The organism is Campylobacter sp. JMF_15 NE4, from assembly GCF_027737645.1.
Taxonomy (GTDB): Bacteria; Campylobacterota; Campylobacteria; order Campylobacterales; family Campylobacteraceae; genus Campylobacter_B.
Window position 1 is genome coordinate 758,764 of sequence record NZ_JAOVTY010000001.1, and the last position, 26,705, is coordinate 785,468.

Genomic DNA, 26,705 nt, shown 5'->3' on the forward strand with positions numbered 1-26,705 from the left:
AAAAATGGGAAAACTTTTATCATTAGCGATAATTATTGCGTTAATTTATTTTTTAATCGTACCGAAATTTCGCGCCAAAAAGGGCGAGAGCGCAGACACAAAGAGCGAGCAAGAGCCAACAGCGCTAATGCCTTGCGATGAGTGCGGGACATATTACGAGCAAGGCGCGCTTATCTCGCACAATTCTCGCCAAATTTGCAAATCTTGCTTGGCAAAAATAAAGGAAAAAAAATGATTATTCTAGGGCATGAATTGGTTGATTACGAGCCGTTTTACGCTATCAAACACACAGACGAGGTTTTCAGATACGATAATTTGCTCTTTAAATTCGATCCTAAATTAATCTCGCTAGCCAAAAGCACGGAGAAAAATTTCAGCGTCATTACAAACAACCTAAACGAAATTTTGCTCGCAAACGGCGCAGGTGCGAGATTTATCATCGTAAATAAAAAAACCGCTCCACTTGCGCAAAAGCTAGCCAACGACTATCTTTTTGACGCTAAAATCGCGATGTTTGTCAGCTCCACTCGCGCTCTAAAACAGCTTGCCGAACTTGGAATCGACGCTGTGGTTTTCAAAGAAGCCATCGCAAACCGCCCAAAATCCTTTTTAAGCGGGCTTTTTGCGGGCGGACGCAAATTTCACCTGCCACACATCAATCCGCAAGGCCTAATCGGTCTAACCAAAAATTTAGGCGGAAAAATCAAAAATTTAGACACAAAAATCAGTGCAAAAAATTTGTCCAAGGAGGATATATGGAAAAAATAAAAACCGCCCTGCTAATGAGCGGGCTCGTGCTACTTTTTATGTTCGTCGGCAGCCTAATTGGCGGACAAAAGGGTATGATTATGGCGTTTGTCGTGGCGTGCGGTATGAATTTTTTCAGCTATTTTTTCAGCGACAAACTAGTCTTGAAACACTACCGCGCTACGCCTGTAACTGCCGAGAGTCAGCCTATGTTATACGACATAATCGATCGCCTATGCGCTAAGGCGAATTTGCCAATGCCAAAAATCTATATCATCAACGAGCAAGTTCCAAACGCTTTCGCCACAGGTCGCAACCCAAACAACGCCGCAGTCGCCGTTACACAAGGCCTGCTAAATCTAATGAGCCCGCAAGAAATCGAGGGCGTGCTAGCTCACGAGCTAAGCCATGTTAATCACTACGATATCCTAATCGGCTCGGTTGCGGCGATGTTTGCAGGCGCAATCGCAATGCTAGCGAATTTCGCCAAATTTGGCGCGATTGCGGGCTCAAACTCGCAAAATCGCGGTGGCGCAAACGGAATTTTCTTGCTCATCGGAGCTGTAATAATGCCGCTAGCTGCTAGCGTAATCCAAATGGCAATCTCACGCACCAGAGAATTCAAAGCAGACGCCGGTGCAGCCGCACTTACAGGGCACCCTGAGTGGCTGATTTCTGCTCTATCCAAGCTAGATAATTACGCCAAAAACTACCGCATGCACTCTGCGACTGGATCGACTGCGCACATGTTTATCATAAACCCATTTAGCGGGATTAAGGCGAATTTCTCTCAGCTTTTTAGCACGCACCCTAGCACAAGCGACCGTATCGCAAAACTCGAAGAGCTAAAAGGCAATATCGCTATCCAAAAGTAAAATTTGCAAATTTAGTGTCAAATTTAAAATTTGACACTAAATTGCTTTAATCTGTCATTGCGAGCTTTCGCAGAAAGCGAAGCAATCTACGACTTTAAAATTCTTTACGCTAAATTTGCTGTCATTGCGAGAAAACGAAGTTTTCGAAGCAATCCAGAAAAATTTAAATTCAAAATTCAACCTAAATTTAGCATTGAACGATTTTGTAAATTTTAGGCGAAATTTTGCTTTTCTCGTAAGGGGGAGGGCGCGCTTTTTAGGAGACGCTACCCTCCCCCTTACCAACCCCCACCCCTGTAAAACCTTAAAAGTGGCTAAATTTAGAAAAACTTCGTTTTTCTAAATTTAGCTGGCTTTATTTTTACGGAAATGCTTCGCATTTTTGCATACGCGCAGACAATAATCACAAATTTTCATTTTTTCAAATATTTACTATCTTGCGTTAAAATCACATTTTATTTTTCATCAAAGGAGAAAAAATGGGATTACTTTCATTTGTTGCAAATGCTGGTAAAAAGCTACTTGGTATCGGAAACGACGAGCAAAATGTCAAAGACGAGATCACCAAAAACCTCTCTTCTACCCCAATCGAGGGCTTAGATGTCAAAATCGAGGGCGATGTCGTTAAAGTAAGCGGAAACGCCGACAAAGAAACTCTTGAAAAAGCCGCTCTAATCGCAGGAAATGTAAATGGAATTTCAAGCGTAGAAATCGAAGGCGTCAATGAAGATAGCGAAGAGAACTACTACACTATCGTCAAAGGCGACAACCTTTCAAAAATCGCTAAGAAATTCTACGGCGATGCTAACAAATACCCTGTGATTTTCGAGGCCAATCGCGAAGTCATCAAAGACGCAAACCTAATCTATCCAGGTCAAAAAATCAGAATTCCAAAAATCTAAATTTATGGGCGCAAACGCGCCCTACTCTTTTTTTATTTTTCAAATTTTTGTATAATCACCCGAAATTTAGCTAGGAGCAGGTTATGAAAAACGCTTTTACTATGGTTGAACTTGTTTTTGTTATCGTTGTTTTGGGAATTTTATCTAGTATCGCTCTGCCTAGAATGAACGCCAGCAGGGACGATGCTGAAATCGTGCGATTGATGACAAATATAAAGACCCTTACTAGCGATATCACAAACTACTACAACGCAAACGGCTGTCTTAGCAATAATCCAAATTTTATGAGCAATGTCGCCACATTTAGCTCAGCCGCTGGTGGCGCGCACGCGGGCAACGGCTCGTGCCTAGCTAACGGCGGTAGCGTGTCAATGCACATCAGAGTCAAAAACAAACCTTGCTACGCCCTAACTTACGGCGTGAGCGAATACATGGGCGCTTGGGTGCGCATAGACGGTATAAGTACGGGTGCCTCAAATGCGTGCGAACTAGCGCACAATCAAGCCACGATGAAATCAATGCGCGATGCAAGTTTCACATACACAGACGAAACTGGCGCAAACAAAACAGCCAAAGGCACACGAATCGGCGGATTAAATCCGAATAAATTTAGATAAAATTTTCAAAATTTGGTGCAAAATTTTAAAATTCTAAAATTTTGCGCCAAAATTCTTTTGTTTTGGATAAAATTACGAAATTCTATCAAAAGGGGTTAATATGCGAATTTTAATCAACGAATTTCCAGGAGACGGCTGTCCGCAAACCAAGGCTTTCGATGCAAAAGAGATTTTTTTAAACACGGCAAAAGACGATGAAAATCCTGGGAATTTCGTCGTTTCGATCTATGTGCAAAACCAAGAAATTGCTCTGTTTTCTTGCGCCAAAACGCCAGCGTTTGAGGAATTGCAAAAGAATTTCAAATCAATGGTTTTCAAAAAAGGCGTATTGGTGATAGATATCCAACTTAACTATCTCAATGGAAAAATGGTTTTAAAATCATCATCTTTTTGTGAAGTATGATTGAAATTTGGCGCAAAATTTTGAAATTTGCGTCAAATTTAACTACTCTAAAACTTTTATCACTATTTATTCGATATTTTATAACCAATTTCGAACTAACTTTCTTCTTTTAAATACAAACCACAAAAACGCAATCGCCAAAAACAAGGTAAAATTTTTGTATAATCGAAGCTCTTTTTGTGAAAATTTTACGATTTGGGCGTCTTTTCCACTATAAAATTTTAGAATTTTTGTTTTCTGCTCGTCTTCATAAACAAGCGCTTTGTAAATTTTATAAACATCGCCAAAACTTTCCTTTTTTACCCAAAATGTAAAAAAATAATTATTTTTGCTCAAATAACTAACTATCGGCTCAAATCCTAAATTTGGCTCTACGACCTTAATACAACTATTCCCAGTGTTATTTTTAATGCAAACATTGTAATATTTTCTAGGCGATAAAACCTCATCTCTAAAACTTTTTACCGCTATCTCCTTGATAGATGTTACTTTTCCTTCGATATATTCGGTGTTTTTTAAATCAGTTTCTATATTAAACGATATGAAAAAAAGCGTAGCAGAAAACAAAATATAATAAATGTTTTCCAAAATAAATTGCATAAATTTATTTGATTTCATCGATATTACCTTTTTTAGTATTACCAATAGCACAAATTATATTGTCAGTATCTACAATCCTTAATTTTTTCCACTCGTCAAAACTATTAACTTTAACTAAATTTTGCGGAATTCTTGATGGTTCATCGATAATTTTAAGACACTCATTTGTTTCTCTTTTAAAATACTGCATAATAAGGTGTTTATCATCATTTTCCAAAGCCTTTTTTATGCACTTTGCTTTCAGTTTAATATTATCGTTATTGCTTATAGAATTGTCTGAAAAAAGATTTTTTGGAGCACACTCGCTAATCATTTCCATATAAACCATACGAAAAACAAAAAACGCAACAATTATCACAAAAGGTAATAAAATAATGTTTTTGTATCGTTTCAAATCATTTTTGCTCCCGCCAATATAGCTTATATAATTCAAATTCTTTCTGTATCTTATCTCTTATGTCCATATTTTTTATACAAAAATTAGATTGCACATTAAGTTCTAACAATCTATCTCTATTTTTTGTTTTATTTGCCTCATTCAGCTCTTTAATAAAATCATTATAATTAAAATCGGCGCATATCAATACAGAAGCTTGATCGTAAATTTCTTCTTGTCTGCAAATTCTACTATCAAAAACAATGCCTTGTAATAAACGTATATTTTTAGTTTCATTTGCTTCTTTTAGTCTAGACAAAAGCCGTTTTTCTGCAAATAAACATGTGCTTTTGTCTAATAAATAAGGTGCTGTCACAAGCAATATCAAAATAGTTGAAATCAAATAAAAGATTATTTTTAATATTTTTAATATTTTTTTTAAAAATTTCATCTCATTTTCTTATTTGAAATTTTTGAATTTTCGGTTGCTGTTTTGTTATATTATTTTCAATAAATTCATCATTTATAATTTTTTTTACCTTATCAACCACTATTTGTTCTTGGGAAGTAAAATTTGCGTCTTTTGGTAAAATTCTAAAATAAAAATCTAACATATTTTTAGTTCTATTTAATTCACGATTTGCACAATACACAAATACTTGACTATAATTGCTGTCTAATCGCATGTTATCCATATAATTATATCGATAACATGGGTCTTCTTTGATTGCAACTTGGTAGGATATCCTATTGGCACCACCAAAAACTATAATACATATCAAAAAACCAATAATTACAAACAAAAAATCCCTAATACCTGCTTTCATTTTTTTCTTTTCTTGGATAAACCACCCTTACAGGCGCAAATTTTGCTAAATTTACGACCTGTAATCTGCGTTTATTTTGACATATTCATAGCTCAGATCACAGCCATACGCGCTAAATTCGCCCGCTCCAAGCCCCAAATCGCATGAAATTTCAAATTCTGCCTTTTGCATTACTTCGTGCGCTAGCCTTTCGCGCTCCTCGTCTAGCTCACGGTGCGCGCTATCATACACAAGCGCGTCATCGTATTTTATCACGAGTTTTTCGGCGTCGCACTCTATCCCGCACGCACCGATTGTAGAGGCTATGCGTCCCCAGTTTGGATCCTCGCCATAAATCGCCGTTTTGACAAGCGGAGAATTTGACAAAGCCTTAGCAGCCTTTTTGGCTTCATTGTCATTTTTCGCGCCAAAAACTCTAAATTTCACTAGTTTATTCGCACCCTCGCCATCGCGCACTAGCATTAAGGCAAGATCTAGCGTGATTTTTTTCAGCGCGGCACGAAATGCCTCTTTATCATAGCTAGCGCGCGCACTGGTCGCTAGCATGACGGTATCGTTCGTGCTAGTATCGCCATCGACACTGACCCTATTAAAGCTATCCTCCACAGCCTCGCTTAAAAGCTCGCCCATATCAGAGTGCGGGATTTTCGCGTCGGTTAAAATATAGCAAAGCATAGTCGCCAAAGCCGGATTTATCATACCTGCACCCTTGCAAATGCCTGCTATGTGAAATTTCTCGCCACTATCTAAGCTAACTTCGTAAGCAAACTCCTTTTTTAGCGTGTCTGTCGTCATAATCGCCGTGGCTATGGCCTCAGAATCACGCGCCATAAGGTCGAAATTTTTCGCAGCGGCTATGATTTTTTCTTTTTTTAATCTATATCCAATGACGCCAGTTGAGCTCATCACAGGATTTACTAAGGGCGTAAATTTTGAAATTTCAGCGAAAATTTCATCTATATCGCTAATGCCTGCTTCACCGGTCATTGCGTTTGCGTTTTTAGAATTTATCAAAATGAAATTCGTGCGAAATTCCCCGCCATTTTTCTCTAAAATTCGCCTAAAATGCGCTATTGGCGCAGCGGCAAATTTATTACTCGTAAAAATCGCGCTTATAGCAAACGGCTCGTCGGCTCTGATAAATCCCAAATCATTTCCGACCTTTTTAAAGCCTGAATTTAGCCCGCCAAAATAAAATCCATCGATATTTTCGAGACCGTTTTGCAAAGGGGCGATTTTATACATATTTCATCTCCTGTGGTTTGTATTTGCTTCTAATTAGCTTTTTGGTATCCCTGATACCCTCGGCTGTGCCGATGACTAGCAGTTTCGCGCCAGTGCCGATTAGATAATCGCCATCAGGCATAGCTACAAAGCGGTTGTTAGCTTCCTTCACGCCCACGATATTTGCGTTTGTCATTTCTTTGAGGCGGGTTTCTTTGAGGCGTTTGAACCTCATCCACGAAAACTCAGGGACTAAAATTTCTTCGATATCAATCGGAGAGTCTTTTTGATAAACGAGGCGTTCTAGGATATTTTCCATATCTGGGCGCACGCTAATCGCTGAAAGGCGCTGTGCGGCGAGTTTGGACGGCAATACGACAGAATTTGCCCCAAGTTTTTTGAGGCGTTCGCTGTCGCTGTCGCTGTCAGAATTCGCCATGATAAAATACGGCGTAATACGCCCTAGCTCTTTTTCATAAAGCCTAACAAGCGTGATAATAGCGATATTATCGGCTAAATTTGGACTTAGCGTGATTATTGATTTTGCGCTTGAAAGGTGCGCTTTTAAAAGCGTTTTTTGCTCGTGCGGATCGCCGATTATGTAGTATGGGTATAAATTTTCATCAGCGCTTTTTGCCAAATCTGGGTTTGGATCAATGACGACAAATGGGATATGATTGGCGCGAAATTCTTTCGCCAACTCCGCACAATACGAATTGTTATAGCATATAATGTAGTGATTTTTGAGCCTTGCGATATTGTTTATCATAGCTTGCTCCCTGATTAAATTTTGCAGTGTTCCTTTTTTGATAACTTCGACGACGACACCCAGACAAAACGAAAATGTCCCAAAGCCCATCAAAATAAATGCGATTGTAAAAAGTCTGCCAGCAGGCGGGATTGGCGCCACCTCGGTAAATCCGACGGTGGTAAATGTCATGCCTGCTTGATAAATTGCATCAACTAGCGAAAATCCAGCGGTGAATATATAGCCCAAAGTCCCCACCAACTGCATTAAAACAATGATAATTAGTGGAAGTCTAAATGGGCGTAGTTCGTCGTAAATTTCGCTATAAAGGTTAATGTCCGGTTTAGTAGAGCCGGACCAGTTGAGGAATAATTTTATTCTGCCTAAAATAGACATAAATTCCTCTTTTTAAGGTTATCTTGATTGTTTTTTCATTGTTCTTAGAGTTGAAGCAGCTACTTTGATTTTTCTTGTAGTGCCGTCTTCTAGCTGAACGCGAACTGTGCGTAGATTAACTTGGAATTTTTTCTTAGTTCTGTTGTTTGCGTGGCTTACATTGTTTCCTACCATCGCACCTTTGCCAGTGATTGCGCATCTTCTTGCCATAATAAATCCTTATAATTTGAAAATAAACGGCGATTATATCTTAAAAAATTTCAAAATTTGCTTAAATTATACAAAGTATTAAATTTAGCAAAATTTATGAGAAAAATTAGTAAAATTGCAGGTTTTATAAATTTGATAAGGAAATTTGATATGTATGTAGCCCCTAGTATTTTATCGGCTGATTTTGGCAGGCTTAGCGAAGAAGTGCGCGCAGTATGCGATGCGGGAGCAGATCTGATCCATGTCGATGTCATGGACGGACACTTCGTGCCAAATCTCACAATCGGCCCACTTGTCGTAAATGCCGTAGCCAAGGCCTCCACAAAGCCTCTTGATATTCATTTAATGGTGCAAAATGTGCCGTTTTTCGCTGATTTGTTTTTGCCGCTAAAACCGAAATTTTTAAGCTTTCATATCGAGGAAGAAAAGCACCCTTTGCGCTTGATAGATCATATCCGCAAAAACGGCGTCAGCCCCGCTATCACGCTCAATCCACACACGCCAATTAGCGCGCTTGATTATATCATAGACGAGGTTGATATGGTGCTTTTAATGAGCGTAAATCCGGGCTTTGGTGGGCAAAAATTTATCCCCTCAGCCTTGCGTAAAATTTCAGAACTTAGAAATTTAATCGAAAAACGGGGCGCGAAATGTATGATCGAAGTCGATGGTGGCGTAAATGGACTAAATGTCGCCGATCTAGATAGCGCAGGCGCAGACATCGTCGTGGCTGGAAATTTTGTATTTTCATCAAACGATTACAGCGAAGCTATCAAAGCCCTAAAAGTATGAGCCAAGACAGCAGAAAAGGGCTTGATAACCTAATCGAACTTTTGGCGCAAAAAAGCATAAACTACCACGATTTTATCGCCAAAGCGCAAAAAATCGAGCTAATTGCGGAGCTTTTTGAGCCAAAAGATTTTAGCATGTGGCGCGCCATGGGGCTAAATGTCATCAAGCTAGACAACGGCAAAATCACGCTCAAAACCCGCGAAACCGATATCGAGGACGAGATTTTTTGCTTTGTGGATATTGAGACCAGTGGCGGGCTAAGTAGCGGTCAAATCATCGAAATCGGCGCGATAAAGGTGCAAGGCGGGCGAGTTTTGGATAGATTTGAGAGCTTTGTATATGCAAATTTTGTGCCAGAGGGTATCACTGAACTAACCGGGATTAGCGCGAGCGATTTGGTGGGCGCACCAAGCCTAGCTAGCGTTTTGGAGCGGTTTCGACTATTTTTAGGCGACGCGATTTTCGTGGCGCATAATGTCAAATTTGATTATGGTTTTATCGACGCAAGTATGCAAAAATGCGGGTTTGGCATGCTACTAAACCGCAAAATTTGCACCGTCGAGCTAGCGCGTCGCACGATAGAGTCGCCTAAATACAATCTCGGCGCACTAAAAGAGCTTTTGGGTATCGAAAACACCCACCACAGGGCTTACAGCGACGCTATTTCGTGCAAGGAAATCTTCGCTCACGCCATAAGCGCACTTCCATGGAGCGTGCAAAGCACGGAGGATTTGATACTATTTTCCCGCACAGCAGGGCTGAAAAATACAACGAGCAAAAATTGTAATTCATAAACAAAAATTTAAATTTGATTTTATAACGATATATTTATAACTTATAGAAATTTTAGACATAAAAAAACGGACAGGCGAACCTGTCCGTGAAATTTGGCAAAATTTAGAAAATCAAATCCTAGAATAATCCAAATTTGCCGTCTTTGCGCTTGTATAAAACACGCATTTTAGCGTCCATATCGTTGAAAACTAGGAATTGATCGGTGCTTTCTTTTAATTTATTTAGCGCCTCGTCGATTTCTAGCGGTTTGTAAAGATCTAACTCTGTTGGGACGATTTCATCGACATTATCGTCTAAATTCGGCTCGCTAGCCTTGATAATTTCATCTACTGCGCTTTGTTTCATATCATCGCGGTTTTTGTGCGAATTTACCTTGTCGTGGTAGCGACGAAGCACTTTTGCAAGGCGATTTGTTGCGTTATCTACCGCTGCGTATAGGTCTTTGTCTTTTTCGCGCACTACGATTGTGTCTTGGTGAGCCAAATTTAGCGAAAAATCCATGACGAAGCCCTTGCGACCTTGTTTTTCATCTGCTGATACGACAGCGCGACCTGATATAATGTCAAGGTTGTATTTTTTTAGACTATCAAACGCTTGTGTGATATAATCCTTAATAGCGTCTGTTAGTTCAAACTGTTTTCCTACTATACTTAAATTCATTCTTTCCTCCATTGAAATTAAGGTTTTTGTATTGTTCTTCTATGGTATCTGATTCTTGGTTCGCCAAGAGCATTGGTAGATGTAACAGTAACATCGATTAATGCTTGATGGCTTTGCACAACTCCACTATTTATTTGATTTCCAGGATTAGCAGGATCATCAATCATAGTGTTTTGTAATGGTATTTGTCCTATGGTATTAAGATTACATGCGCTTCGAAAATTCATATCCAAATAATCTATTCTCACATTTATATTAAACAATGGATTTTGTGCATTTGGATAGGTAATATTTATAGTTTGTAAGCAATTTTCTGTTGCAGCACAAGGAGCAATGCCACTATTACACGCTGGATACTGATGCTTTTGCATAGCCAAAACAGCATACTCTGTCGCACTTTGCGCTAAAAGCACAGCCTGCTCGCGGTTGTGAGCATTATTTGTATCGCGGGCTGTCATCGTAGCGATAGAAAGCGCAGTAATAGCCGTAGTGGCAACTAAAACGATAAAAAATATTGCGGCTATCAAGCCAAAGGCTCTTCTCATCTTTTTCATTAGTACACCACCTGAGATTTACACATAACCATATCTAATTGATTAGGGTCAAAATTTCTACCATTATCTCTCATACATAGTTTCATAGCAATCGATCCCGCCTCATCTCTAAGCCTAAACATAAACACATCCTCGGCCAAAAGTGCATTACTTGTAGTGGCACCATTGTATGTTTCACCAAGCCATGGTCTGTAATTATAAGCCAACATAAGATTGAAATTTTGACTTGCTTGGCCACCATAATTTACATTTGCGGTCCCAGTCGGATAAATCGTGTAAGCAGAATGAACCAAATAATACTGTTCCGAAAATTCTCTATCTCCACTTGCATTTGCAGGATAATTAGTGATAGTTAAAGTTTCATTTGCACCTGCATTTACAGTAGCATCTGCCACAAATATCCTATCGGCTGCCGAATTTGTCCCACTATAACCAAAAGCAGTATTAATCTGGCCACCATAAAAATCACTAGCCACACTTTTAAATATAACCGCGAAATTATTATATCTGCCAGCAGCACACCCTCTTGTGGCGCATGTTAGATTACTAATTATACCGCCTACGCTGGTTAAATTGCTTCCTTGGGAATTTATATTGTTGTTGCCAGCAGCCCAAGGTGTTGGGATTGATTGTACATCTACAAATCCACTCCAACCAGGTCTTTGATTATTTATATCCTTAGTCTCTATACTTTGACCAATCCACTCTAAAATATTGTGTGCTGATGTAGTGCTAGGAAGCTCTAAAAATTGATTGATAGGTTGTCCATCTATCCTGCCTATTGTAGTGCCAGGCACACGATATTCCAATCTATTTGTTATCAAAGTTATTGCATTTTGCGTTCTTGATTCTAACTGATTTAAAGCACGGGTATGCAAATATGATCTATATATCTGAGAATACAAGTCTGCACCAAACATAGAGATTATACCCAAAATCACTATGACCATTACTAATTCTATTAAAGTAAAACCCTTTTTCATGTTCAATCCTATCTATAAGCAACGGTTTGGTTTTCTACGCCAATGTTAAAAGTATAGTATCTAAGAACTACACTAGTTCCATCTGCTGCATTTGTCGATGTTACTGAAACCAATTTGACATCAGTAGGATTTCCATTTGCAAAGGTATCACTAAAATTTGCCACTAAATTTTGGCTATTAGCATAATTAGATCCAGCATCTATTGGATCTGCTACATAATCCACTCTAACAGCTGTATTTGTAGTCAATACAAAATCGCCAGTTACCAAATCATCCACATTTAAAACATGAGCAAAACCATTGTAATCATCTACATCGTTGTAGTTAGTAGCATCTCCGAAAGATATCGCATTTGCTCCTGTACCGAAATTGGCGTATGGCGTAGGAGTAGCTAAGCTGATTTTTCTCATACCAGGATCAATACCACCACCAGTGACCGTATTATACCCCTTGTTAATTCCTGGCCTAGCTGCCGCTTCATCAGCTGCTACGGTATGTATCATCGGAGGTAACTTACATGCAGAATCGCTACCACAATCCACTACAATATAATTGCTATCCCACTTCGCCGGCTGGATACGGCTCATCATAGATTTAGCATTATAAACAAGCTCCTGTTGCACGGCAAATGTATTTAAATTTACCGTCTGAGCGACTATACGCGGTATGGCCATTGTAGTAATAGCCAAGATTACGATGGTAAAGACCAACTCGATCAGAGTGAAACCCTTTTTCATCTCGCCTTCCTTAAATTTTACTCATGGATACTCAATATCCACTGCTAGACGCATAATTATACAACGCAAAACCTTAAATTTGCTATTTTTACGCATACAAAATGAAATTTTTAAAATTTGAGTGAAATTTTGGTGTATATTTACCTAAATATTATAGAATTGCGGGTTAAAATTTCACAAGGAAAAAATATGCAAAATTTAATCAAATTTCTACTTTGTGCCTTATTTGTCGTATTTATCAGCGGTTGTAGCTCGAAAGGCGATGGCACACTTTTTAACCTCAGCCAAGAAGCATGGTATGCGCAAATCCTAGACGATTTAAACTCGCTTTCATACGATGATGCCGAGACGCATTACACGAGCTTTGCTAGCGAGCACATCGCTTCACCGCTTTTGGAAGAAATGACGCTGATTATGGCGCAAGCCTTCGTCGATGACGAAAATTACGAAAAAGCAAACAAATATCTAGACGAATATATCCGCAGATACGGCACCGCGAGAAAAATCGAGTATGCAAGATACCTAAAAATCAGAGCAAATTTCGACTCATTTTCACGCCCAGGTCGCAATCAGCGATTAATGCTAAATAGCATAGATGAAATTCGCAAATTTATCATCGAATACCCTCAAAGCCAGTATAGACCGCTATTAGAAACCATGATGACCAAACTTCGCTTAGCCGAACACCAGCTCAATAAAGACATAAAAGACCTTTACGAGCGCACTGGCAAGGACGAATCAGCTAAAATTTATGAAAGCAGAATCGAAAATTCGCCGATGAACAGCACCGAGATTATCAAACCGCAATCCCCATGGTATCGCGCGATATTTGAGTAGGAAATTTCTAATGCAGTTATCACAAAATAAAAAATTTCCCACAGATTTGCCGATTTTGGTCGAGGACGAGCTGTTTTTATACCCGTTTATGATAACTCCGCTTTTCATAAGCGATGAAAAAAACAAAAGAGCCATCGATCTTGCGATAAAAAACGAATCTATGATAATGGTAGTAAGCTCGACGCCCGAATTTAACGGCGACAGAAGCTTCGGCGGGATTTATCATATCGGCGTAATCGGCACTATCATGCGCACAGTGCCACTTCCTGATGGCAGGGTTAAAATTTTATTCCAAGGCTCCGCAAAGGGCAAAATTCTGCACGAAATTTCGCAAAACCCGCTATTTGCCACTATCGGTATCGTCCATGACGAGCGAGGAGATGAGGCGAAAATCGACGCATCAATCAATGTTTTAAAAGAGAGAGTCAAAGCCCTAAGTAGCCTAACGCACTTTTTCCCAAACGATCTGCTTAAAACTATCGAGGAAAACACAGACGCATCGCGAATTTGCGATTTAACACTAAGCGCGCTCAGGGTCAAAAAAGAGATAGCATATTCGTTTTTTTCGCAGTTAAATTTAGAAAAAAGAATTTTCGATCTCATCGCCTACATTGCCGATGAAATCGAATCTTATCGCCTCGAAAAAGAGATCAAAAGCAAGGTTCATAGCAAAATCGATCAAACCAACAAAGAGTATTTTTTAAAAGAGCAGTTAAAGCAGATCCAAAAAGAGCTTGGCTCAGATAGCGATAGAGAGGTCGAAATCGAAGAATACAGAAAAAAGCTAGACCTAAAAAAGCCATTTATCAGCGATGAAGCCTACAAAGAGATAAAAAAACAAATTGACAAATTTGCGCGCCTTCACCCAGACAGCGCAGACGCTGGACTTTCGCAAAGCTATCTCGACTGGGTTTTGGAAATCCCATTTGAGCAAATGGCAAAAGAAAAACTCTCAATCCAAAGCGTAAGCAAACAGCTAAACAAAGATCATTATTCCCTAGAAAAGCCAAAAGAGCGTATCGAAGAGTATTTCGCGCTAAAAGAGCTTTTAGAGCTTCGCGGAAGCGTGGATAAAGAGGGCAAACGCGTAAATAACGGCGCGATTTTGTGCTTTTACGGACCTCCTGGCGTGGGTAAAACCAGCCTAGCAAACTCAATCGCAACTGCGCTAAAACGCAAATTAATCCGTATCGCACTTGGTGGATTAGAAGATGTCAATGAGCTTCGTGGCCACCGCCGCACCTATGTAGGCGCCATGCCAGGGCGTTTGGTACAGGGTTTAATCAGCGCAAAACAGATGAATCCAGTCGTCGTGCTAGATGAAATCGACAAGGTATCCACCTCATACAAAGGCGATCCGACCGCTGTTTTGCTCGAAATTTTAGATCCAGAGCAAAATTCAGCATTTAGGGATTATTACCTAAATTTCGATATTGATTTAAGCAAGATTATTTTTATCGCCACAGCGAACGATATTTCCCAAATACCTGCCCCACTTCGCGACAGAATGGAGTTTATCGGGCTTAGCTCATACACCCCGCAAGAGAAATTTCAAATCGCAAAAAACTATCTAATCCCGCAGGAATTAGAGCGACACGGGCTCAAACCAGCCGATATCAGCTTTCACTCTACTGCGCTTGAAAAGATCATCGCCGAATACACCAGAGAGTCAGGTGTGCGTAACCTACGCCGCCAAATCGCAGCGATTTGCCGTAAAATCGCCGTTAGAATTCTAAAAGATAGCGAATTTAAAAAACTTGCCATAACAACCAAAAATTTAGAAGAATTTTTGGATAAAAAGGTTTTTGAAATCGACGCCGTGAAAAAAACGAACCAAATCGGCATTGTAAATGGCCTAGCTTGGACGAGTGTGGGCGGCGATGTCCTAAAAATCGAAGCGATTAAAATCAAGGGCAAGGGTGCGATGACGATTACCGGTCAGCTTGGCGATGTGATGAAGGAATCCGCTCAAATCGCATTTAGCGTGGTAAAAGTCCTAATCGATAATGGGAAATTAAAATTTGAAAAAAGCGCAAATTTGGCGAAAGACGAGCAAATTTATAACAAATTTGACCTGCATATCCATGTCCCAGAAGGCGCTACGCCAAAAGACGGCCCAAGTGCTGGAATCACGCTAGCAACGGCGATTGCGTCGATTTTAAGCGAGAAAAAAGTGCGCTTCGATGTGGCGATGACGGGCGAGATTACGCTAAGTGGGGCTGTGCTTGCAATCGGCGGATTAAAGGAAAAGCTAATCGCTGCGCACAAGGCCAAAATCACACACGCCCTAATCCCACGCAAAAATTTCGAGCGCGATTTGGACGAGATTCCAGATGAAGTCAAAAACGCCATGCAAATCACGCCAGTCGATCACATAGAAGATGTGCTAAAAATCGCATTGGTCTGAATTTAGCCTTTTAAAGGAGATGAAATGATAAGCAAAACTAGAAAAACGAAAGAAACTGACATAAGCTTAGAGCTTGAAATTTACGGCTCAGGCAAGGCTGAGATTAGCACAGGCATTGGCTTTTTTGACCACATGCTTACCGCACTTTGCAAACACTCATTAATGGATATAAAACTCGTTTGCAAGGGCGATTTGGAAGTGGATTTTCACCACAGCGTCGAAGACTGTGGAATCGTGCTGGGCGAAGCGATAAAAGAAGCGATTTATCCGATTCAAAATGTCGAGAGATACGGCGATAGCGTGGTTGTGATGGACGAAGCAGCGACTAGCTGTGCTTTGGATTTATCAAATAGGGCATTTTTGGTTTATGAAGGTCTAAAAACCGGCAAAATCGGCGAATTTGACGCTGAGTTAATCGCTGAATTTTTCAGAGCCCTTGCGTTTAACGCTGGTATCACGCTCCACTTAATAAATTTGCGTGGCGAAAACGCTCATCACATAGCAGAAGCGTCGTTTAAAGCATTTGCAGTCGCATTTAGACGAGCCGTCGCCAAAAATTCGCGCACAGGAACTCCAAGCACAAAAGGTGTTTTGTAGCAATGGATACATTACTTTGGCTTTTTGAATTTTTTTGGATACTTTCGTATTCTTTATTTATCCCAATTAGTATAACAATAGTTTTGTTAATCATTTCATTATATGGTTTTATTGAGCTAAAAAGAAGCGATAAAGAAAATTCGGATTATAAAAATTTGAAAAAAGTAGTCTTAAAATTTGCCATTATAACCTGCATTTGTGCAGTTATTACAATTGATTTATATATCACAAATTTAATATTCCAAGAGCCAATTTTTCATATGTAAATTTAGGAAAGTTTTAAAATGGGCGATTTATTTTTTACAATACTTTTATGGGGAATTCCGATTTTATTGCTTGTCGGAGTTGGAATTGTCGATAAAAAAATTAGAACCTATCTTAATACAAGAGGTGGCTCAAAACTTACCAACACATTGATTTATATAATTTTATCTCTTGTAATTGTAGCGATTGTCTTTATTTCTTCTTTTGTGGTGTTTATGATTTTAATGTCATTGCCCGGCGCTACAATGTAAGGAAAAATTATGAGTGATGAAAAATTTTATAAAATTATCCTTGCGATTTGCGTTATTTGGGCATTTAGCGTGGCTGGGCTAATTGCTTACACTTTTGATTTGCAAAGCAAATGTTCGATTATTTCGTATATCGCAAATGGGAAATAAGCTGTGAAAAAGTCTCAAATTTTAATTATCATTTCGCTAATTTTTGCGTTTTTGGCGTTTGATTTGGCATTTTATCACGGCATTACCAAACGCTACAAAAACTCCACAAACCCCGAAATGCAGGCAAAATCAATCGAAATTAGCAAATTTTTGCCATTTGATGAAAATTCGCAAATTTACAAAACAAAAGCGGACTTAAATTTACAAGGCGACTTGCCCGTTATCGACGGAGCGGCGGCACTTTTTCCTGTATTTTCAGCTTTTGTAAATGCGATTTATCAAAAAGATAGCGTAGAATTTGACGGCGAAAATTTCAGCGAAAAAAGCAAACTTCGCTATACAAACACTCGTGGAGCTTACAAGGCCGTGGTTGATAAAAAAGCAGATTTGATTTTTGTCGCAAAGCCATCAAAGGCTCAACTACAATACGCCAAAGAAAATGGTGTGGATTTAGAATTCGTGCCAATCGGACTTGAAGCCTTTGTTTTTATCGTCCATAAAGATAATCCCGTATCAAATTTAAGCACCACTCAAATCAAGGAAATTTATAGCGGAAAAATCACAAAATGGTCGCAAGTAGGCGGGGCAAATTTATACATTGACGCTGTGGCTAGAAACGAAGGCAGCGGTTCGCAAAGTGCGATGAGCGCATTTATGAAAGATGAAAAAATGAAGCGAAACACGCTTGGATTTTTTGGCTCAGCCATTGGCTTTTCGTTTCGCTACTATGTCGAAACTCTCGTCGCAAACGGCAAGGTTAAAATGCTAAGCCTAAACGGCGTGTATCCAAACAAAGAAAATATTAAAAACCGCTCGTATCCGATAATAGGCGAAATTTACGCCGTGTATGATAAAAATAACAAAAACGAAAATATCGCCAAAATTTTAGAGTGGATTTTGAGCGCACAAGGTCAAGAAATCATCGAGCAAAGCGGATATGTGGGAGTGAAATAATAAATTTAACAATTTTAATCCTATCTCGTTTAATAAAATGTCTAAATTTTAGCTATAATCCACAGATTAGATTTTTTAAAAGGGGCGATGATGAGCGAAACTCAATTTTCCAACTCCGTTACCTTGCGCGACAACCGCAATGGCGCGACATACGACTTCCCAATCCTTGATGGCACAATGGGTCCTAGCGTAATTGACATTTCGAATTTTTACAAAGACACCGGAATGTTTACCCTAGATAGGGGATATACCTCCACAGCCATGTGCAAAAGCTCGATTACATACATTGACGGCGAAAAGGGCGAGCTCATGCACCGCGGATACGATATCGCGTGGCTAGCGCAAAACAAACGCTACCTTGATGTCGTGTATCTACTACTAAATAAAAAACTGCCTAGAAAGGACGAATACAACGCGTTTTTATACGAGCTAAAAACCCGCTCATTTATCAACGAAAAAATCCTAAAACTTTTCGACGCATTTCCAGATCGCGCCCACCCTATGGCGGTTTTGCAGGCATGTATCGCTACGCTTAGCGCGTATTACTCTAAGGATATGAGTTTTGATGATCCAAATGAATATATGGAAATGGCAAAACGATTAGTAGCCAAAATGCCTACCCTTGCGGCGTTTTATTATCGCCACTCCAAGGGCTATCCTATCATTTATCCTGATTTGGCGCGCGGATTTACGGAAAATTTCTTGTATATGATGCGAAGCTTCCCACACTCGCATGTCGATCTCAAACCAATCGAAGTCAAAGCCCTAGATAGCGTGCTTATGCTCCATGCTGACCACGAGCAAAACGCCTCAACGACGACGGTGCGCACGGTGGGTTCTACTCATGCTCACCCTTATGCGTGCATAAGCGCAGGTATCGGCGCGCTATGGGGGCATGCGCATGGCGGGGCGAACGAAAGCGTAATTCGTCAGCTAGAAATGATAGGCACGCCAGAAAATGTCGATAAATACATCGCCAAAGCCAAGGACAAATCCGATCCGTTCCGCCTAATGGGCTTTGGACACCGCGTCTATAAAAACTACGATCCGCGCGCCAAGGTGCTAAAAGGTCTGCGAAATCAGCTCATCGAAGAGATCGGAATCGATACGAATTTAATCCGTGTGGCAAATAGATTAGAAGAAATCGTGCTAAATGACGAATATTTCGTATCTCGAAACCTCTATCCAAATGTCGATTTCAACTCAGGTCTAATCCTAAAAGCGCTCGGAATTCCGACAGAAATGTTTGCCGTAATCTTCGTAATGGGACGAAGTCCTGGCTGGATGGCGCAATGGATAGAGCTCAAAGAGCAAGAGAGTATCAAAATCGTCCGCCCTCGCCAACTCTACATTGGTCCAGAGCGCATAAACGAATAGCCCAAATTTAGGGCAAAATTTGGGTTAAATTTAAATGCAAAATTTAACCCAAAAATTTTACGATAATTTAAAATTTATTAAAATTTTACGCTATAATCTTGTGTTTTTATGAAAGGGGTAAAAATGAAAAGAAAATTGTTTTTAATATCTTGCGCGGTATTTTGTTTGGGCTCTTTGTCTTACGGGGCACCAGAGCTCACGGTAGAAACCATGCCAGACGCGGCGAATTTGGATTTAGGCGCATATATGACTCCTGCTAATGCAAGCGAAACAAACGCTAATAGCGAGGTCGCAGCCGAGGCAAACGCGACTGCTGCCCAACCAAGTGCAGAGGCAAATGCTACTGATGCGGCTGAAACCACAGCTGATACAAACGCAACCGCAGCCGCTCCTGCGCCTAGCGTAAGCCCAGAAGTGGCAGAACAAGGCGCATTGCTGTATAAAACCTGCGTAGCTTGCCACGGCGCAAAAGGCGAGAAAGCCTACACAAAAGTCCCACCTATCGTAAATTTATCTAGCGAAGAGAGATTAGAGAAGCTCCACGCCCTAAAAGACGGCACCGCAAACGAGGGCAAGGGATACTATGGTATGGGCGCAGTGATGAGAGGCCAACTTCGCATAAGCGACGATCAAATCGGCGTTTTAAACGCGTATATCGAATCGTTTAAAAACTAATTTAACTCAAAAATTTTGCTAAATTTGGCCTTTGGTTAAATTTAGCAATCCTAAATTCCTTCAAATTTTAAAATTCGGAGTATTTATGCAAATACGAAGCGCGAAAACCGCGGATTTGGATGCTATCAAAGCCATAGAGGACATTTCATTTCCGCCAAATCAAAGGGTCAGCAAAGAGGCATTTGGCGAGTTTTTGGCGAAATTCGCTGATGATATTTTCGTAGCCTGCGAAAATAATCAAATCATAGGCGAGATTGTGTCGCTATGCACAAACGAGCGAGATTTCGATGATGATATGTTTTTTGGCACTAAATTTCACGACAAAGATGGCGCGTGGCTAATGGGGCTAAGCCTTGGCGTGGTGCCAGAATTTAGGGGTCGTGAGATCGGCTCTGCGCTGATAGGCACCTTGCAAACACACGCCATAGCGCGCGCAAAAAGCGGAATCGTGCTAACCTGCGAAGAGTGTTTGGTGAAATTTTACGAAAAATTTGGCTTTGTAAATGAGGGGATTTGTAAGTCAAAATTCGGAGATAAAAGCTGGTATCAAATGCGCTGGGAAATTTAAAAAGGGCTAAATTTAAGCAGAAATTTGGAAGAGAACATAAATTTATCTAAATTTAACCCTGAATTCGCGCTAAATCGCGCGTTTTTTACTTTTTATTAGCGCAATAATGCCAAAAAGTCCAAAAATAATGCCAATCACGCTAAGCAAGCCTTGGTATTTCGCAAAGGCTAGCTCGTCGTATTTGCTAACGCCGAAATTCTCATCAATGTCCACGCTAAATTCACTTCTGTGCTCGCCGTGGTCACTCTGCGCGCTTATTTCGACGCGGTATTTCCCGGGCGCAGGTGGCAAAAAGGCTAGTTTGCCGTTTTCGTCCGTCTGCGCGATTTGCATAGCAAGCGCACTTTCCCCTTGGTAAATGCGAACTTTGGCGTGTTTGGCTGGGATAGAAGTGGCAAAATTCGCATTGATTATCACGGCTTTATCATGCGTGATATTGTAGCTAATCCCATGCGCAAACGCCAAAATAACGCAAAACAAAACGCTAATTAAAACTCTCATTTAAGCTCAAATGTGATTGAAGTTTGGATTAAGAGTTTGTTGGCATTTGGGTCTGAATATTCGCTCCTAGCGCTCTTGGCAGCGATTACATTTAGCCCTTTTTCGACAGGGATTAGCGCGATACCAAATTCGTTTGTGCTAAATTCCCAATCCTCATGCACGCCGACTTCAAATTTGGTTTTTGGCGATGGTTTGCCGTTTTTTAGCACCAAAACAGGGAGTTTGTCGCCCTCTTTTAGTGAAAATGGATCTGCAAGGGCGATGATTTCGAAATCAAGGCCTATCGGGCTTAGCATTGCTTCGTTCCACGAAAAGTAAGTTTTGCCGATTTTAAGGCTTCTTGAATTTGCAAAAACTGCGCCTTTAACGCTCTTTAATCCGCCTTTGACGAAGCTTCCGCCCTCATCGGTTTCTATCCAATACCCAGCGTCATAAATTCCGCTCATCAAAGCAGGCTTGCTTGCTGTTAGCACGACAGGCGCGGCGTTTGCGTCGTCAAATTTATAATCAATTCCGGTTTTGATAGGTTTTAAATTTTCATCGTAGCCGTTAGCTGCGATTAATTGCTCGCTGGCATATTTTTCATACTCGCCATGAGCCCAAAATTTGACCTCGTATTTGTTCGTGTCGATGTTTTGGATAACGATTTGGTGGGCATTTGCACACATGCACAATGCAACGAATAAAAGTGCTTTTTTAAACATAAAATTCTCCTTAAATATTATTAAAAATGGATTAGTATTATATCGACTAAATTTTAATATTAATTGAATTTTGGTGTTACTAATATAAATTTTTTCTTTTATTGCAATATATACGAATTTTAAGCCCTTTTATGCTAGACTAGTAGGCTATTTCAAAGAAAAGGATATATTATGTTTCACGAATACAGAGATTTAATCACTGAACTTAAAGGCAAAAATGCACGCTTTGATGCGTTGTTTGAAAAACACGATGATTTAGATCATCAAATCGCAGCCGCAGTCGAGGGCAGAGTGCATATGAGCGATTTAGAAGTCGATTCACTAAAAAGAGAGAAACTTCGCGTAAAAGATGAAATCGGTATGTTTTTGGCTAAGATTAAAGCTGAAAAAGAGGGCAAATAAAAAGGTTGCGCACTCCGCGCAACCACAAATTCAATATCAAATTTATAAAATTACAAAAATAATTTATCTTCCAAACTGTGTAAGCGTTGTAATCCGATATCGATGTATTCCATTAATTTTTCGTTGTTTTTGACCAAATCGTCGTAGTAAGCTTTGGCTTTTTCCTTCGCTACGAAGTCAGGTTCGACATATTTTATGCCTGATTTAAACAAACCCTTTGTCTCGACAAAATATGTGCCCCAGATCTTATCACAATGCTCAATGCTAGATTCTGTAAAGCTCACGATCGAATCATACGCGACATTTCCAAGTAACTCTTGCAATTTATTAGCAGGATTTTTCAAAAACGAGTAAAAATCCTTAAACGGAGCAAATACCTGCTCTAAATTTTGCGCTGAGTCCTGATAAATCCCCTTTTTGACGCGAAACATCATCATTTCTTGCGAATTTACAAATCTCTCAACGGCTTTTATAGTATCCGCTTTATTCACTGGAAATTTCCTTTGGTTGAATTAATATAAATCGCTATTATAACACAAATTTATAAAATTTATGTTAAAATACCAGAACAAAAAGGAAAATATATACAAAAATAGGAGGTAAGTATGGAAAGACCTGTTCCCATAGATGAACAAATTGAGTTGGATTTCAGCAAAATCATCATCTCAAAGACGGATCCTCGCGGTATCATTACCTATGTCAATGATTATTTTTTGGAGGTTAGCGGATATAGCGAGGGCGAGCTCATCGGCAAACCACACTCTATCGTCAGACACCCAGATATGCCAAAAATCGCATTTAAGCTAATGTGGGATAGCATTTCTAAGGGCAGACCATTTACGGCTGCGGTGAAAAATCTAGCCAAAGACGGCAGGTATTACTGGGTCATAGCCAAGCTCGATCAAGTCATCGACCCGCATACCAAAAAGGTCGTCGGACACACGGCTATATCGGAGCATACGGCATTTCGCACGCCAGCACCAGCTGAGATAATCCAGCAAATCGAGCCGATTTACAAAAAACTAGTCGAGATCGAAAATAGCTCGGGCATAAAGGCTAGCTATGAGTATTTGGAGGGGTTTTTACACGCCAACAATACGACTTATGACGAATTTATCGAAGGGCTTGTTACAAAAAAGGGATTTTTAGACAAACTCCAAGCCAAATTTGGCAAAATTTTTGGAAGATAAATTTAGGTAGAATTTAGCGTTTGGCGAAATTTTGTAAATTTAAATTGCCAGACGCTAAATTTGTAAATTTTTAAAGTTTTTATTTTGTAGCATTTCACACGCTTCTGCGTTTAATTTATAAAATTCATCGCGAGAATATAAATTCGAAAAATATTTTTCATACATTTTTTCTACATTGCAAATTTCAGGGCGAGTGTCGTAAATATCGCACTCGTAGCCACGCAGATATTTACAAACTCCATCGCCCCTGTCAAATTTACTAAGCTGGGGAATATTTGTGATATGCCTGCAACACTCCCCGCATTTAGAACAATTAAAGCTCATTAGCCACTTGTTTCTCTGCTAAATTTACTTGCTCGTCAATTTGCGTTGCGACAAGCTCCGATTGTTCTGTTAATTCTCCGCTTTCCGTTAGCAATGGCGTATCTAACAAAGTTTTTATAGTTTTTATCACAGAAATACTAGCACCAAAGATTTTTCTTTCTTTTTCATCAAATTTAGCCGGGTCTGCTTTGCCAGTGTCTGGATTTTTATATTTTTCTACTATTTTTGATAATTCATAATTTATCGGCATAGCTAACGATTCAAGGCGAACAAAAAATCTATAAAACATATCTGCTCTTCTTCTTACGCCATCACACGCTACACTTGCAGTTTTTAGCTCTTTTTCGTATTTTCTAGCTTCGTTTAAATTTGCATAGGCTTCATCTTTTAAAGCACTGGCTTTTGAACTAGCTATTAGCCCAATCACTGCCAATGCAGGAGCAGCTACCAAACCGCCTAACACGGCAGTTCCACCAGCTACTCCTAAACCACCAGCTGCTAAGCTTCCGCCACCAAAAAATGCCAAAGTAGCGTTTGTAGCAGCCGCGCCACTAAGAGTGCTAATCGCCGTGCCCGTGCTAGCAGTAGCTAACCAACCAGCTGCACTATATGCACCAAAAGCTGTTAAAGCTCCGCCCGCAGTCCCAGCGACTGTTCCGCCTAGTATGGATGAAGCAAAACCACTCATCTCTTTTAGTTCTACAAATTCGCTTTTATCTATCTTAAATTTGCTCAACTCTTGCAAACCTATGCTATCTTTAAACTCAATTTTTTCTATCGTATCAATTAGACTTTTTACAACATTATCTAAAATGAATAATTTTTTCTCGCCTAAATTTTCAAGTGCTTTTCCACTAGCTTTTCGGTGAGTGTCGATAAGTTCTTTTGCATCTTCGATAATTTTGTTTGCTCGATTATTTACTGAGTTTGCAGTTTTATTATCCCGATAAGCATCACGGCACTTTTTTGCTCCGTATAACAAAAATGGAATTGGTGCTAATATTATTATTGGTAATGGCATATTTTCTCCTTTATTCTAGTGTTGATGAGAGCGAGATTAGCTCTGAAATGTTATTTTTTAGCACAGCTTGATTTTTATCTAATTCTTTACTTAAAATTTCAGACTTTTGCGAATTTATTTTTGAGTTTTGTAAGAATTTCTTTTGCTCTACTACTGCAACCATAGCCTTAGCTATATCTTCAAATTCTCTTGCAAATATTTTATCTAGCCTTGCAAATTCGCAGTAAAGATTAACCAAGCTTCGCTCATTATCAGAATAATCGCCGTCTATAAAGCCCATATTTACAAGCGTCCAAAGAAACTGCATATTATCCATCTTGTCATAACTACGCTCCATAGCTTCTTGAATGCAAATTTTAAATATCTCTCCAACCGGCTCCCCGCTTCCAAGTAACGAATTTACTTCGCTTTTTACTTTTAACATATTTTTCTCGCTTACGGCATATTGTTTAGCAATTTCCCTTAAAAGCCCTTTTTCCTCATCTGTGATACCGTCGATATTTATCGCTAGTAATAACAAAATAAGTTTATCCTTTGTTTGCATCTTTTTCCTTTCTTAATTAAATTGTAATAATTTCGCCTTTTTCAATCAAAGCATTGAATTCATCAAAATTTTTAAATTGTGTTTCACCCCCTAAATTTTGCGTAAGTAAATTTGCGTTTTTTATAAAGCCGTTAATATCGCCTAATTTATACATATCACTCATACAAGAAAACGCTTTGTCAAATTCGGCTATATGGTCGCTCAAATACTCATTGATATAGCTCCTAAGTTCGCTTTCATAAATTTGCAATAATTCTATGATTTTCCCACAAATTCGCTCCATATCGGCTCTATATTGTTTAGCTAACTTGGCATGAAATTTCAAATCATCTAGCACCGCCAAACAAAGTCTTGCAATACCTATAAAATTCACACGCAAAATATTTGCTTGTTTGTATGCGTCAGCTAAATCTATGGCAGTAAAAGTTGCAGATGAAATACTCAGCATTCGTTTAATCGTGCCGTTATTAAACGGCAAAACAACTTGCCAATCTATATATTTTAAATCATTAAAATTCGAAATTTTTTGCTCTCTTATTTCCATAGCAAAACGACGAATAAAATAAAACGCCCTAACAACGCACTCGTTTATGATTACAGGCAATGCTTGCCTAGAAAGTTCATAAGCTACGCCAATTTCACCCCTTAAATCAAAAGGTTTTATGCTCTCTTTTATAATTTTTCCATTTTCATCACGCTTGGAAAATAATGTGCCGTTAAATAATTTTGAAATAAATACAGAAAATTCAGAATTTCCGCTTTCATTTTTAAAATTTTGAAAAATAGGCAAAGACGAAATTTCTTTTAAGAGCGACACAATAGGTCCGGGAAGTCCAGTTCCCCCACCTGCTGTGCCACTAGAACCAGCCATATCGCTAACCATGTGAAAAAACCAATAAACTACTCCAAAAAGAATTTTTTCATATATATCTTTTCCGATAAGCGTAGTATCTTTTAACGGAACTATCATAAAAGCTCCTGTTGTGTCTGTGCCATACACATTGCCAGTAAATTGCGTAAGCAAAGAAAACATTAGCCCGATTGGCGTAGGGTGGTGTGAAAAATCACGCAAATGGTGCCCTAAGCCACCGCCAAATTCAGCCGTAGCTTTATCGGCAACAATAGGAAATTTATCTTCTAAAAATTTTATAGCACCATCTAATTTATCGCCTTTGTATCCTTGCCACTTAGCTACTTTTTGCACAAAGTCATTGACTTTTTCGCTACCCCACTGCTTACCCCTATTAAAATCAAACGCTCCGACCCAAATTATATCAATAGCCCCCGCAATAGCACCACTAGCAAAAGCAACCATATAATCTAAGCTATCAGCATTATTTTTTAACTTACCATAACGCCTAATTATACTATCTGCTTCAAATTGTAAATCGCTTATTTGTTGCTCCAAAAGTCCTAAATTTTGCAATCTTGCAATTTGTTTTTCACCAGCAAATGAATACTCATAAGGAAATAAATTTGTCATTTTTTCTTCTTTA

The 26,705-nt window shown here is 39.4% G+C and carries 37 protein-coding genes; 19 read left to right on the forward strand and 18 right to left on the reverse strand.

All coding sequences use genetic code 11. From position 1 onward, the window contains the following. The first annotated feature begins 4 nt into the window (after window positions 1–4). The 6 genes from OFN98_RS03910 to OFN98_RS03935 all read left to right on the forward strand — a co-directional run bounded on the left by OFN98_RS03910 (window position 5) and on the right by OFN98_RS03935 (window position 3,544). Window positions 5–235 carry a hypothetical protein gene (locus OFN98_RS03910; protein WP_270859301.1) on the forward strand — a complete coding sequence of 77 codons (231 nt, stop codon included), beginning with the start codon at window positions 5–7 and terminating at the stop codon, window positions 233–235. After that, a complete protein-coding gene (locus OFN98_RS03915; RefSeq protein ID WP_270865582.1) occupies window positions 232–768 on the forward strand; it encodes a hypothetical protein in 537 nt (178 codons plus the stop codon). Before OFN98_RS03910 ends, OFN98_RS03915 begins: the two co-directional genes overlap by 4 nt. Further along, complete coding sequence (gene htpX / locus OFN98_RS03920; protein WP_270874516.1) at window positions 756–1,622, forward strand: zinc metalloprotease HtpX; 867 nt, start codon at window positions 756–758, stop codon at window positions 1,620–1,622. The genes OFN98_RS03915 and htpX overlap by 13 nt, the downstream gene beginning before the upstream one ends. A 479-nt stretch (window positions 1,623–2,101) precedes the next feature. Continuing rightward, window positions 2,102–2,524 (forward strand): peptidoglycan-binding protein LysM, encoded by a 423-nt coding sequence (lysM, locus tag OFN98_RS03925; RefSeq protein WP_270859298.1) that lies wholly within the window; start codon window positions 2,102–2,104, stop codon window positions 2,522–2,524. Window positions 2,525–2,607: 83 nt separating this feature from the next. Next, the gene (locus OFN98_RS03930; protein WP_270874515.1) at window positions 2,608–3,141 is read left to right on the forward strand and encodes a type II secretion system protein; all 534 of its coding nucleotides are present in this window, start codon (window positions 2,608–2,610) and stop codon (window positions 3,139–3,141) included. A 100-nt stretch (window positions 3,142–3,241) separates the two neighbouring features. Beyond that, a complete protein-coding gene (locus tag OFN98_RS03935) occupies window positions 3,242–3,544 on the forward strand; it encodes a hypothetical protein (RefSeq protein WP_270874514.1) in 303 nt (100 codons plus the stop codon). A gap of 78 nt (window positions 3,545–3,622) precedes the next feature. Here OFN98_RS03935 and OFN98_RS03940 read toward each other — a convergent pair whose 3' ends face one another. From OFN98_RS03940 to rpmB, 7 genes are read right to left on the reverse strand one after another with little or no spacing between them, the layout of a single operon-like run. Further along, window positions 3,623–4,162 (reverse strand): hypothetical protein, encoded by a 540-nt coding sequence (locus OFN98_RS03940; RefSeq protein WP_270874513.1) that lies wholly within the window; start codon window positions 4,160–4,162, stop codon window positions 3,623–3,625. After that, window positions 4,149–4,577 carry a hypothetical protein gene (locus OFN98_RS03945; RefSeq protein WP_270876611.1) on the reverse strand — a complete coding sequence of 143 codons (429 nt, stop codon included), beginning with the start codon at window positions 4,575–4,577 and terminating at the stop codon, window positions 4,149–4,151. Before OFN98_RS03945 ends, OFN98_RS03940 begins: the two co-directional genes overlap by 14 nt. Further along, complete coding sequence (locus tag OFN98_RS03950; RefSeq protein WP_270874511.1) at window positions 4,540–4,971, reverse strand: hypothetical protein; 432 nt, start codon at window positions 4,969–4,971, stop codon at window positions 4,540–4,542. Before OFN98_RS03950 ends, OFN98_RS03945 begins: the two co-directional genes overlap by 38 nt. A gap of 1 nt (window position 4,972) precedes the next feature. After that, on the reverse strand, window positions 4,973–5,347 hold the full coding sequence (locus OFN98_RS03955) for a hypothetical protein (RefSeq protein ID WP_270874510.1): 375 nt from the start codon (window positions 5,345–5,347) through the stop codon (window positions 4,973–4,975). 51 nt (window positions 5,348–5,398) lie between these two features. After that, complete coding sequence (gene argJ, locus OFN98_RS03960) at window positions 5,399–6,592, reverse strand: bifunctional glutamate N-acetyltransferase/amino-acid acetyltransferase ArgJ (protein WP_270874509.1); 1,194 nt, start codon at window positions 6,590–6,592, stop codon at window positions 5,399–5,401. Continuing rightward, on the reverse strand, window positions 6,585–7,715 hold the full coding sequence (locus OFN98_RS03965) for a potassium channel family protein (RefSeq protein ID WP_270859293.1): 1,131 nt from the start codon (window positions 7,713–7,715) through the stop codon (window positions 6,585–6,587). Before OFN98_RS03965 ends, argJ begins: the two co-directional genes overlap by 8 nt. A gap of 18 nt (window positions 7,716–7,733) precedes the next feature. Next, window positions 7,734–7,925, reverse strand: coding sequence for a 50S ribosomal protein L28 (gene rpmB / locus OFN98_RS03970; RefSeq protein ID WP_270859292.1), 192 nt, complete (start codon window positions 7,923–7,925; stop codon window positions 7,734–7,736). 150 nt (window positions 7,926–8,075) lie between these two features. Between rpmB and rpe the strand changes: the two genes are divergently transcribed. Both rpe and OFN98_RS03980 read left to right on the forward strand, forming a co-directional pair. Then, window positions 8,076–8,717, forward strand: a complete 642-nt coding sequence (gene rpe, locus OFN98_RS03975) for a ribulose-phosphate 3-epimerase (RefSeq protein ID WP_270874864.1) — start codon at window positions 8,076–8,078, stop codon at window positions 8,715–8,717. Next, window positions 8,714–9,511: a 3'-5' exonuclease gene (locus OFN98_RS03980; protein WP_270874508.1), complete on the forward strand. Its 798-nt coding sequence runs from the start codon at window positions 8,714–8,716 to the stop codon at window positions 9,509–9,511. Before rpe ends, OFN98_RS03980 begins: the two co-directional genes overlap by 4 nt. A 118-nt stretch (window positions 9,512–9,629) precedes the next feature. Here OFN98_RS03980 and hpf read toward each other — a convergent pair whose 3' ends face one another. Genes hpf through OFN98_RS04000 form a run of 4 tightly spaced genes read right to left on the reverse strand, consistent with a single transcriptional unit; the run spans window position 9,630 to window position 12,446 of the window. Further along, window positions 9,630–10,172 (reverse strand): ribosome hibernation-promoting factor, HPF/YfiA family, encoded by a 543-nt coding sequence (gene hpf, locus OFN98_RS03985; RefSeq protein WP_270859340.1) that lies wholly within the window; start codon window positions 10,170–10,172, stop codon window positions 9,630–9,632. 17 nt (window positions 10,173–10,189) lie between these two features. After that, window positions 10,190–10,726 (reverse strand): type II secretion system protein, encoded by a 537-nt coding sequence (locus OFN98_RS03990; protein ID WP_270874507.1) that lies wholly within the window; start codon window positions 10,724–10,726, stop codon window positions 10,190–10,192. Next, a complete protein-coding gene (locus OFN98_RS03995; protein WP_270874506.1) occupies window positions 10,726–11,709 on the reverse strand; it encodes a type II secretion system protein in 984 nt (327 codons plus the stop codon). The genes OFN98_RS03990 and OFN98_RS03995 overlap by 1 nt, the downstream gene beginning before the upstream one ends. An 8-nt stretch (window positions 11,710–11,717) precedes the next feature. Continuing rightward, window positions 11,718–12,446, reverse strand: coding sequence for a pilus assembly FimT family protein (locus OFN98_RS04000; RefSeq protein WP_270874505.1), 729 nt, complete (start codon window positions 12,444–12,446; stop codon window positions 11,718–11,720). Between the two features lie 189 nt (window positions 12,447–12,635). Between OFN98_RS04000 and OFN98_RS04005 the strand changes: the two genes are divergently transcribed. The 9 genes from OFN98_RS04005 to OFN98_RS04045 all read left to right on the forward strand — a co-directional run bounded on the left by OFN98_RS04005 (window position 12,636) and on the right by OFN98_RS04045 (window position 20,523). After that, the gene (locus OFN98_RS04005) at window positions 12,636–13,283 is read left to right on the forward strand and encodes an outer membrane protein assembly factor BamD (protein ID WP_270874504.1); all 648 of its coding nucleotides are present in this window, start codon (window positions 12,636–12,638) and stop codon (window positions 13,281–13,283) included. 10 nt (window positions 13,284–13,293) lie between these two features. Beyond that, the gene (gene lon / locus OFN98_RS04010; RefSeq protein WP_270866068.1) at window positions 13,294–15,690 is read left to right on the forward strand and encodes an endopeptidase La; all 2,397 of its coding nucleotides are present in this window, start codon (window positions 13,294–13,296) and stop codon (window positions 15,688–15,690) included. A 24-nt stretch (window positions 15,691–15,714) separates the two neighbouring features. Continuing rightward, window positions 15,715–16,287: an imidazoleglycerol-phosphate dehydratase HisB gene (gene hisB, locus OFN98_RS04015; RefSeq protein ID WP_270874503.1), complete on the forward strand. Its 573-nt coding sequence runs from the start codon at window positions 15,715–15,717 to the stop codon at window positions 16,285–16,287. Window positions 16,288–16,571: 284 nt separating this feature from the next. After that, window positions 16,572–16,802, forward strand: coding sequence for a hypothetical protein (locus OFN98_RS04020; protein WP_270874502.1), 231 nt, complete (start codon window positions 16,572–16,574; stop codon window positions 16,800–16,802). A gap of 9 nt (window positions 16,803–16,811) precedes the next feature. Beyond that, window positions 16,812–16,949 (forward strand): hypothetical protein, encoded by a 138-nt coding sequence (locus tag OFN98_RS04025; protein ID WP_270859331.1) that lies wholly within the window; start codon window positions 16,812–16,814, stop codon window positions 16,947–16,949. Window positions 16,950–16,952: 3 nt separating this feature from the next. After that, window positions 16,953–17,903: a PstS family phosphate ABC transporter substrate-binding protein gene (locus OFN98_RS04030; protein ID WP_270874501.1), complete on the forward strand. Its 951-nt coding sequence runs from the start codon at window positions 16,953–16,955 to the stop codon at window positions 17,901–17,903. Between the two features lie 90 nt (window positions 17,904–17,993). Beyond that, the gene (locus tag OFN98_RS04035) at window positions 17,994–19,280 is read left to right on the forward strand and encodes a citrate synthase (RefSeq protein WP_270874500.1); all 1,287 of its coding nucleotides are present in this window, start codon (window positions 17,994–17,996) and stop codon (window positions 19,278–19,280) included. A gap of 123 nt (window positions 19,281–19,403) precedes the next feature. Beyond that, entirely contained in the window at window positions 19,404–19,955 is a 552-nt protein-coding gene (locus OFN98_RS04040; RefSeq protein WP_270865930.1) for a c-type cytochrome, read from the forward strand. A gap of 85 nt (window positions 19,956–20,040) precedes the next feature. Further along, window positions 20,041–20,523, forward strand: a complete 483-nt coding sequence (locus OFN98_RS04045; protein ID WP_270874499.1) for a GNAT family N-acetyltransferase — start codon at window positions 20,041–20,043, stop codon at window positions 20,521–20,523. Between the two features lie 69 nt (window positions 20,524–20,592). Here OFN98_RS04045 and OFN98_RS04050 read toward each other — a convergent pair whose 3' ends face one another. Both OFN98_RS04050 and OFN98_RS04055 read right to left on the reverse strand, forming a co-directional pair. Further along, complete coding sequence (locus tag OFN98_RS04050; protein ID WP_270874498.1) at window positions 20,593–21,024, reverse strand: hypothetical protein; 432 nt, start codon at window positions 21,022–21,024, stop codon at window positions 20,593–20,595. Continuing rightward, window positions 21,021–21,728: a DUF4198 domain-containing protein gene (locus OFN98_RS04055; RefSeq protein ID WP_270874497.1), complete on the reverse strand. Its 708-nt coding sequence runs from the start codon at window positions 21,726–21,728 to the stop codon at window positions 21,021–21,023. Before OFN98_RS04055 ends, OFN98_RS04050 begins: the two co-directional genes overlap by 4 nt. Window positions 21,729–21,899: 171 nt before the next feature. On the opposite strand from OFN98_RS04055, the gene OFN98_RS04060 reads away from it, so the two are divergent. Continuing rightward, the gene (locus OFN98_RS04060; protein WP_270858312.1) at window positions 21,900–22,130 is read left to right on the forward strand and encodes a YdcH family protein; all 231 of its coding nucleotides are present in this window, start codon (window positions 21,900–21,902) and stop codon (window positions 22,128–22,130) included. Between the two features lie 50 nt (window positions 22,131–22,180). On the opposite strand, the gene OFN98_RS04065 is transcribed toward OFN98_RS04060, so the two are convergent. Next, entirely contained in the window at window positions 22,181–22,621 is a 441-nt protein-coding gene (locus OFN98_RS04065; RefSeq protein ID WP_270858311.1) for a hypothetical protein, read from the reverse strand. Window positions 22,622–22,735: 114 nt separating this feature from the next. Between OFN98_RS04065 and OFN98_RS04070 the strand changes: the two genes are divergently transcribed. Continuing rightward, window positions 22,736–23,320 carry a PAS domain-containing protein gene (locus OFN98_RS04070; RefSeq protein WP_270858310.1) on the forward strand — a complete coding sequence of 195 codons (585 nt, stop codon included), beginning with the start codon at window positions 22,736–22,738 and terminating at the stop codon, window positions 23,318–23,320. Between the two features lie 54 nt (window positions 23,321–23,374). On the opposite strand, the gene OFN98_RS04075 is transcribed toward OFN98_RS04070, so the two are convergent. The 4 genes from OFN98_RS04075 to OFN98_RS04090 are packed head-to-tail and all read right to left on the reverse strand — an operon-like array spanning window position 23,375 to window position 26,692. Next, window positions 23,375–23,644, reverse strand: a complete 270-nt coding sequence (locus OFN98_RS04075) for a YkgJ family cysteine cluster protein (RefSeq protein ID WP_270874496.1) — start codon at window positions 23,642–23,644, stop codon at window positions 23,375–23,377. Beyond that, window positions 23,634–24,665 carry a hypothetical protein gene (locus tag OFN98_RS04080; RefSeq protein ID WP_270874495.1) on the reverse strand — a complete coding sequence of 344 codons (1,032 nt, stop codon included), beginning with the start codon at window positions 24,663–24,665 and terminating at the stop codon, window positions 23,634–23,636. The genes OFN98_RS04075 and OFN98_RS04080 overlap by 11 nt, the downstream gene beginning before the upstream one ends. A gap of 10 nt (window positions 24,666–24,675) precedes the next feature. Beyond that, complete coding sequence (locus tag OFN98_RS04085; protein ID WP_270874494.1) at window positions 24,676–25,209, reverse strand: hypothetical protein; 534 nt, start codon at window positions 25,207–25,209, stop codon at window positions 24,676–24,678. A gap of 16 nt (window positions 25,210–25,225) precedes the next feature. Continuing rightward, window positions 25,226–26,692 carry a hypothetical protein gene (locus tag OFN98_RS04090; protein ID WP_270874493.1) on the reverse strand — a complete coding sequence of 489 codons (1,467 nt, stop codon included), beginning with the start codon at window positions 26,690–26,692 and terminating at the stop codon, window positions 25,226–25,228. Between the last annotated feature and the right edge of the window lie 13 nt (window positions 26,693–26,705).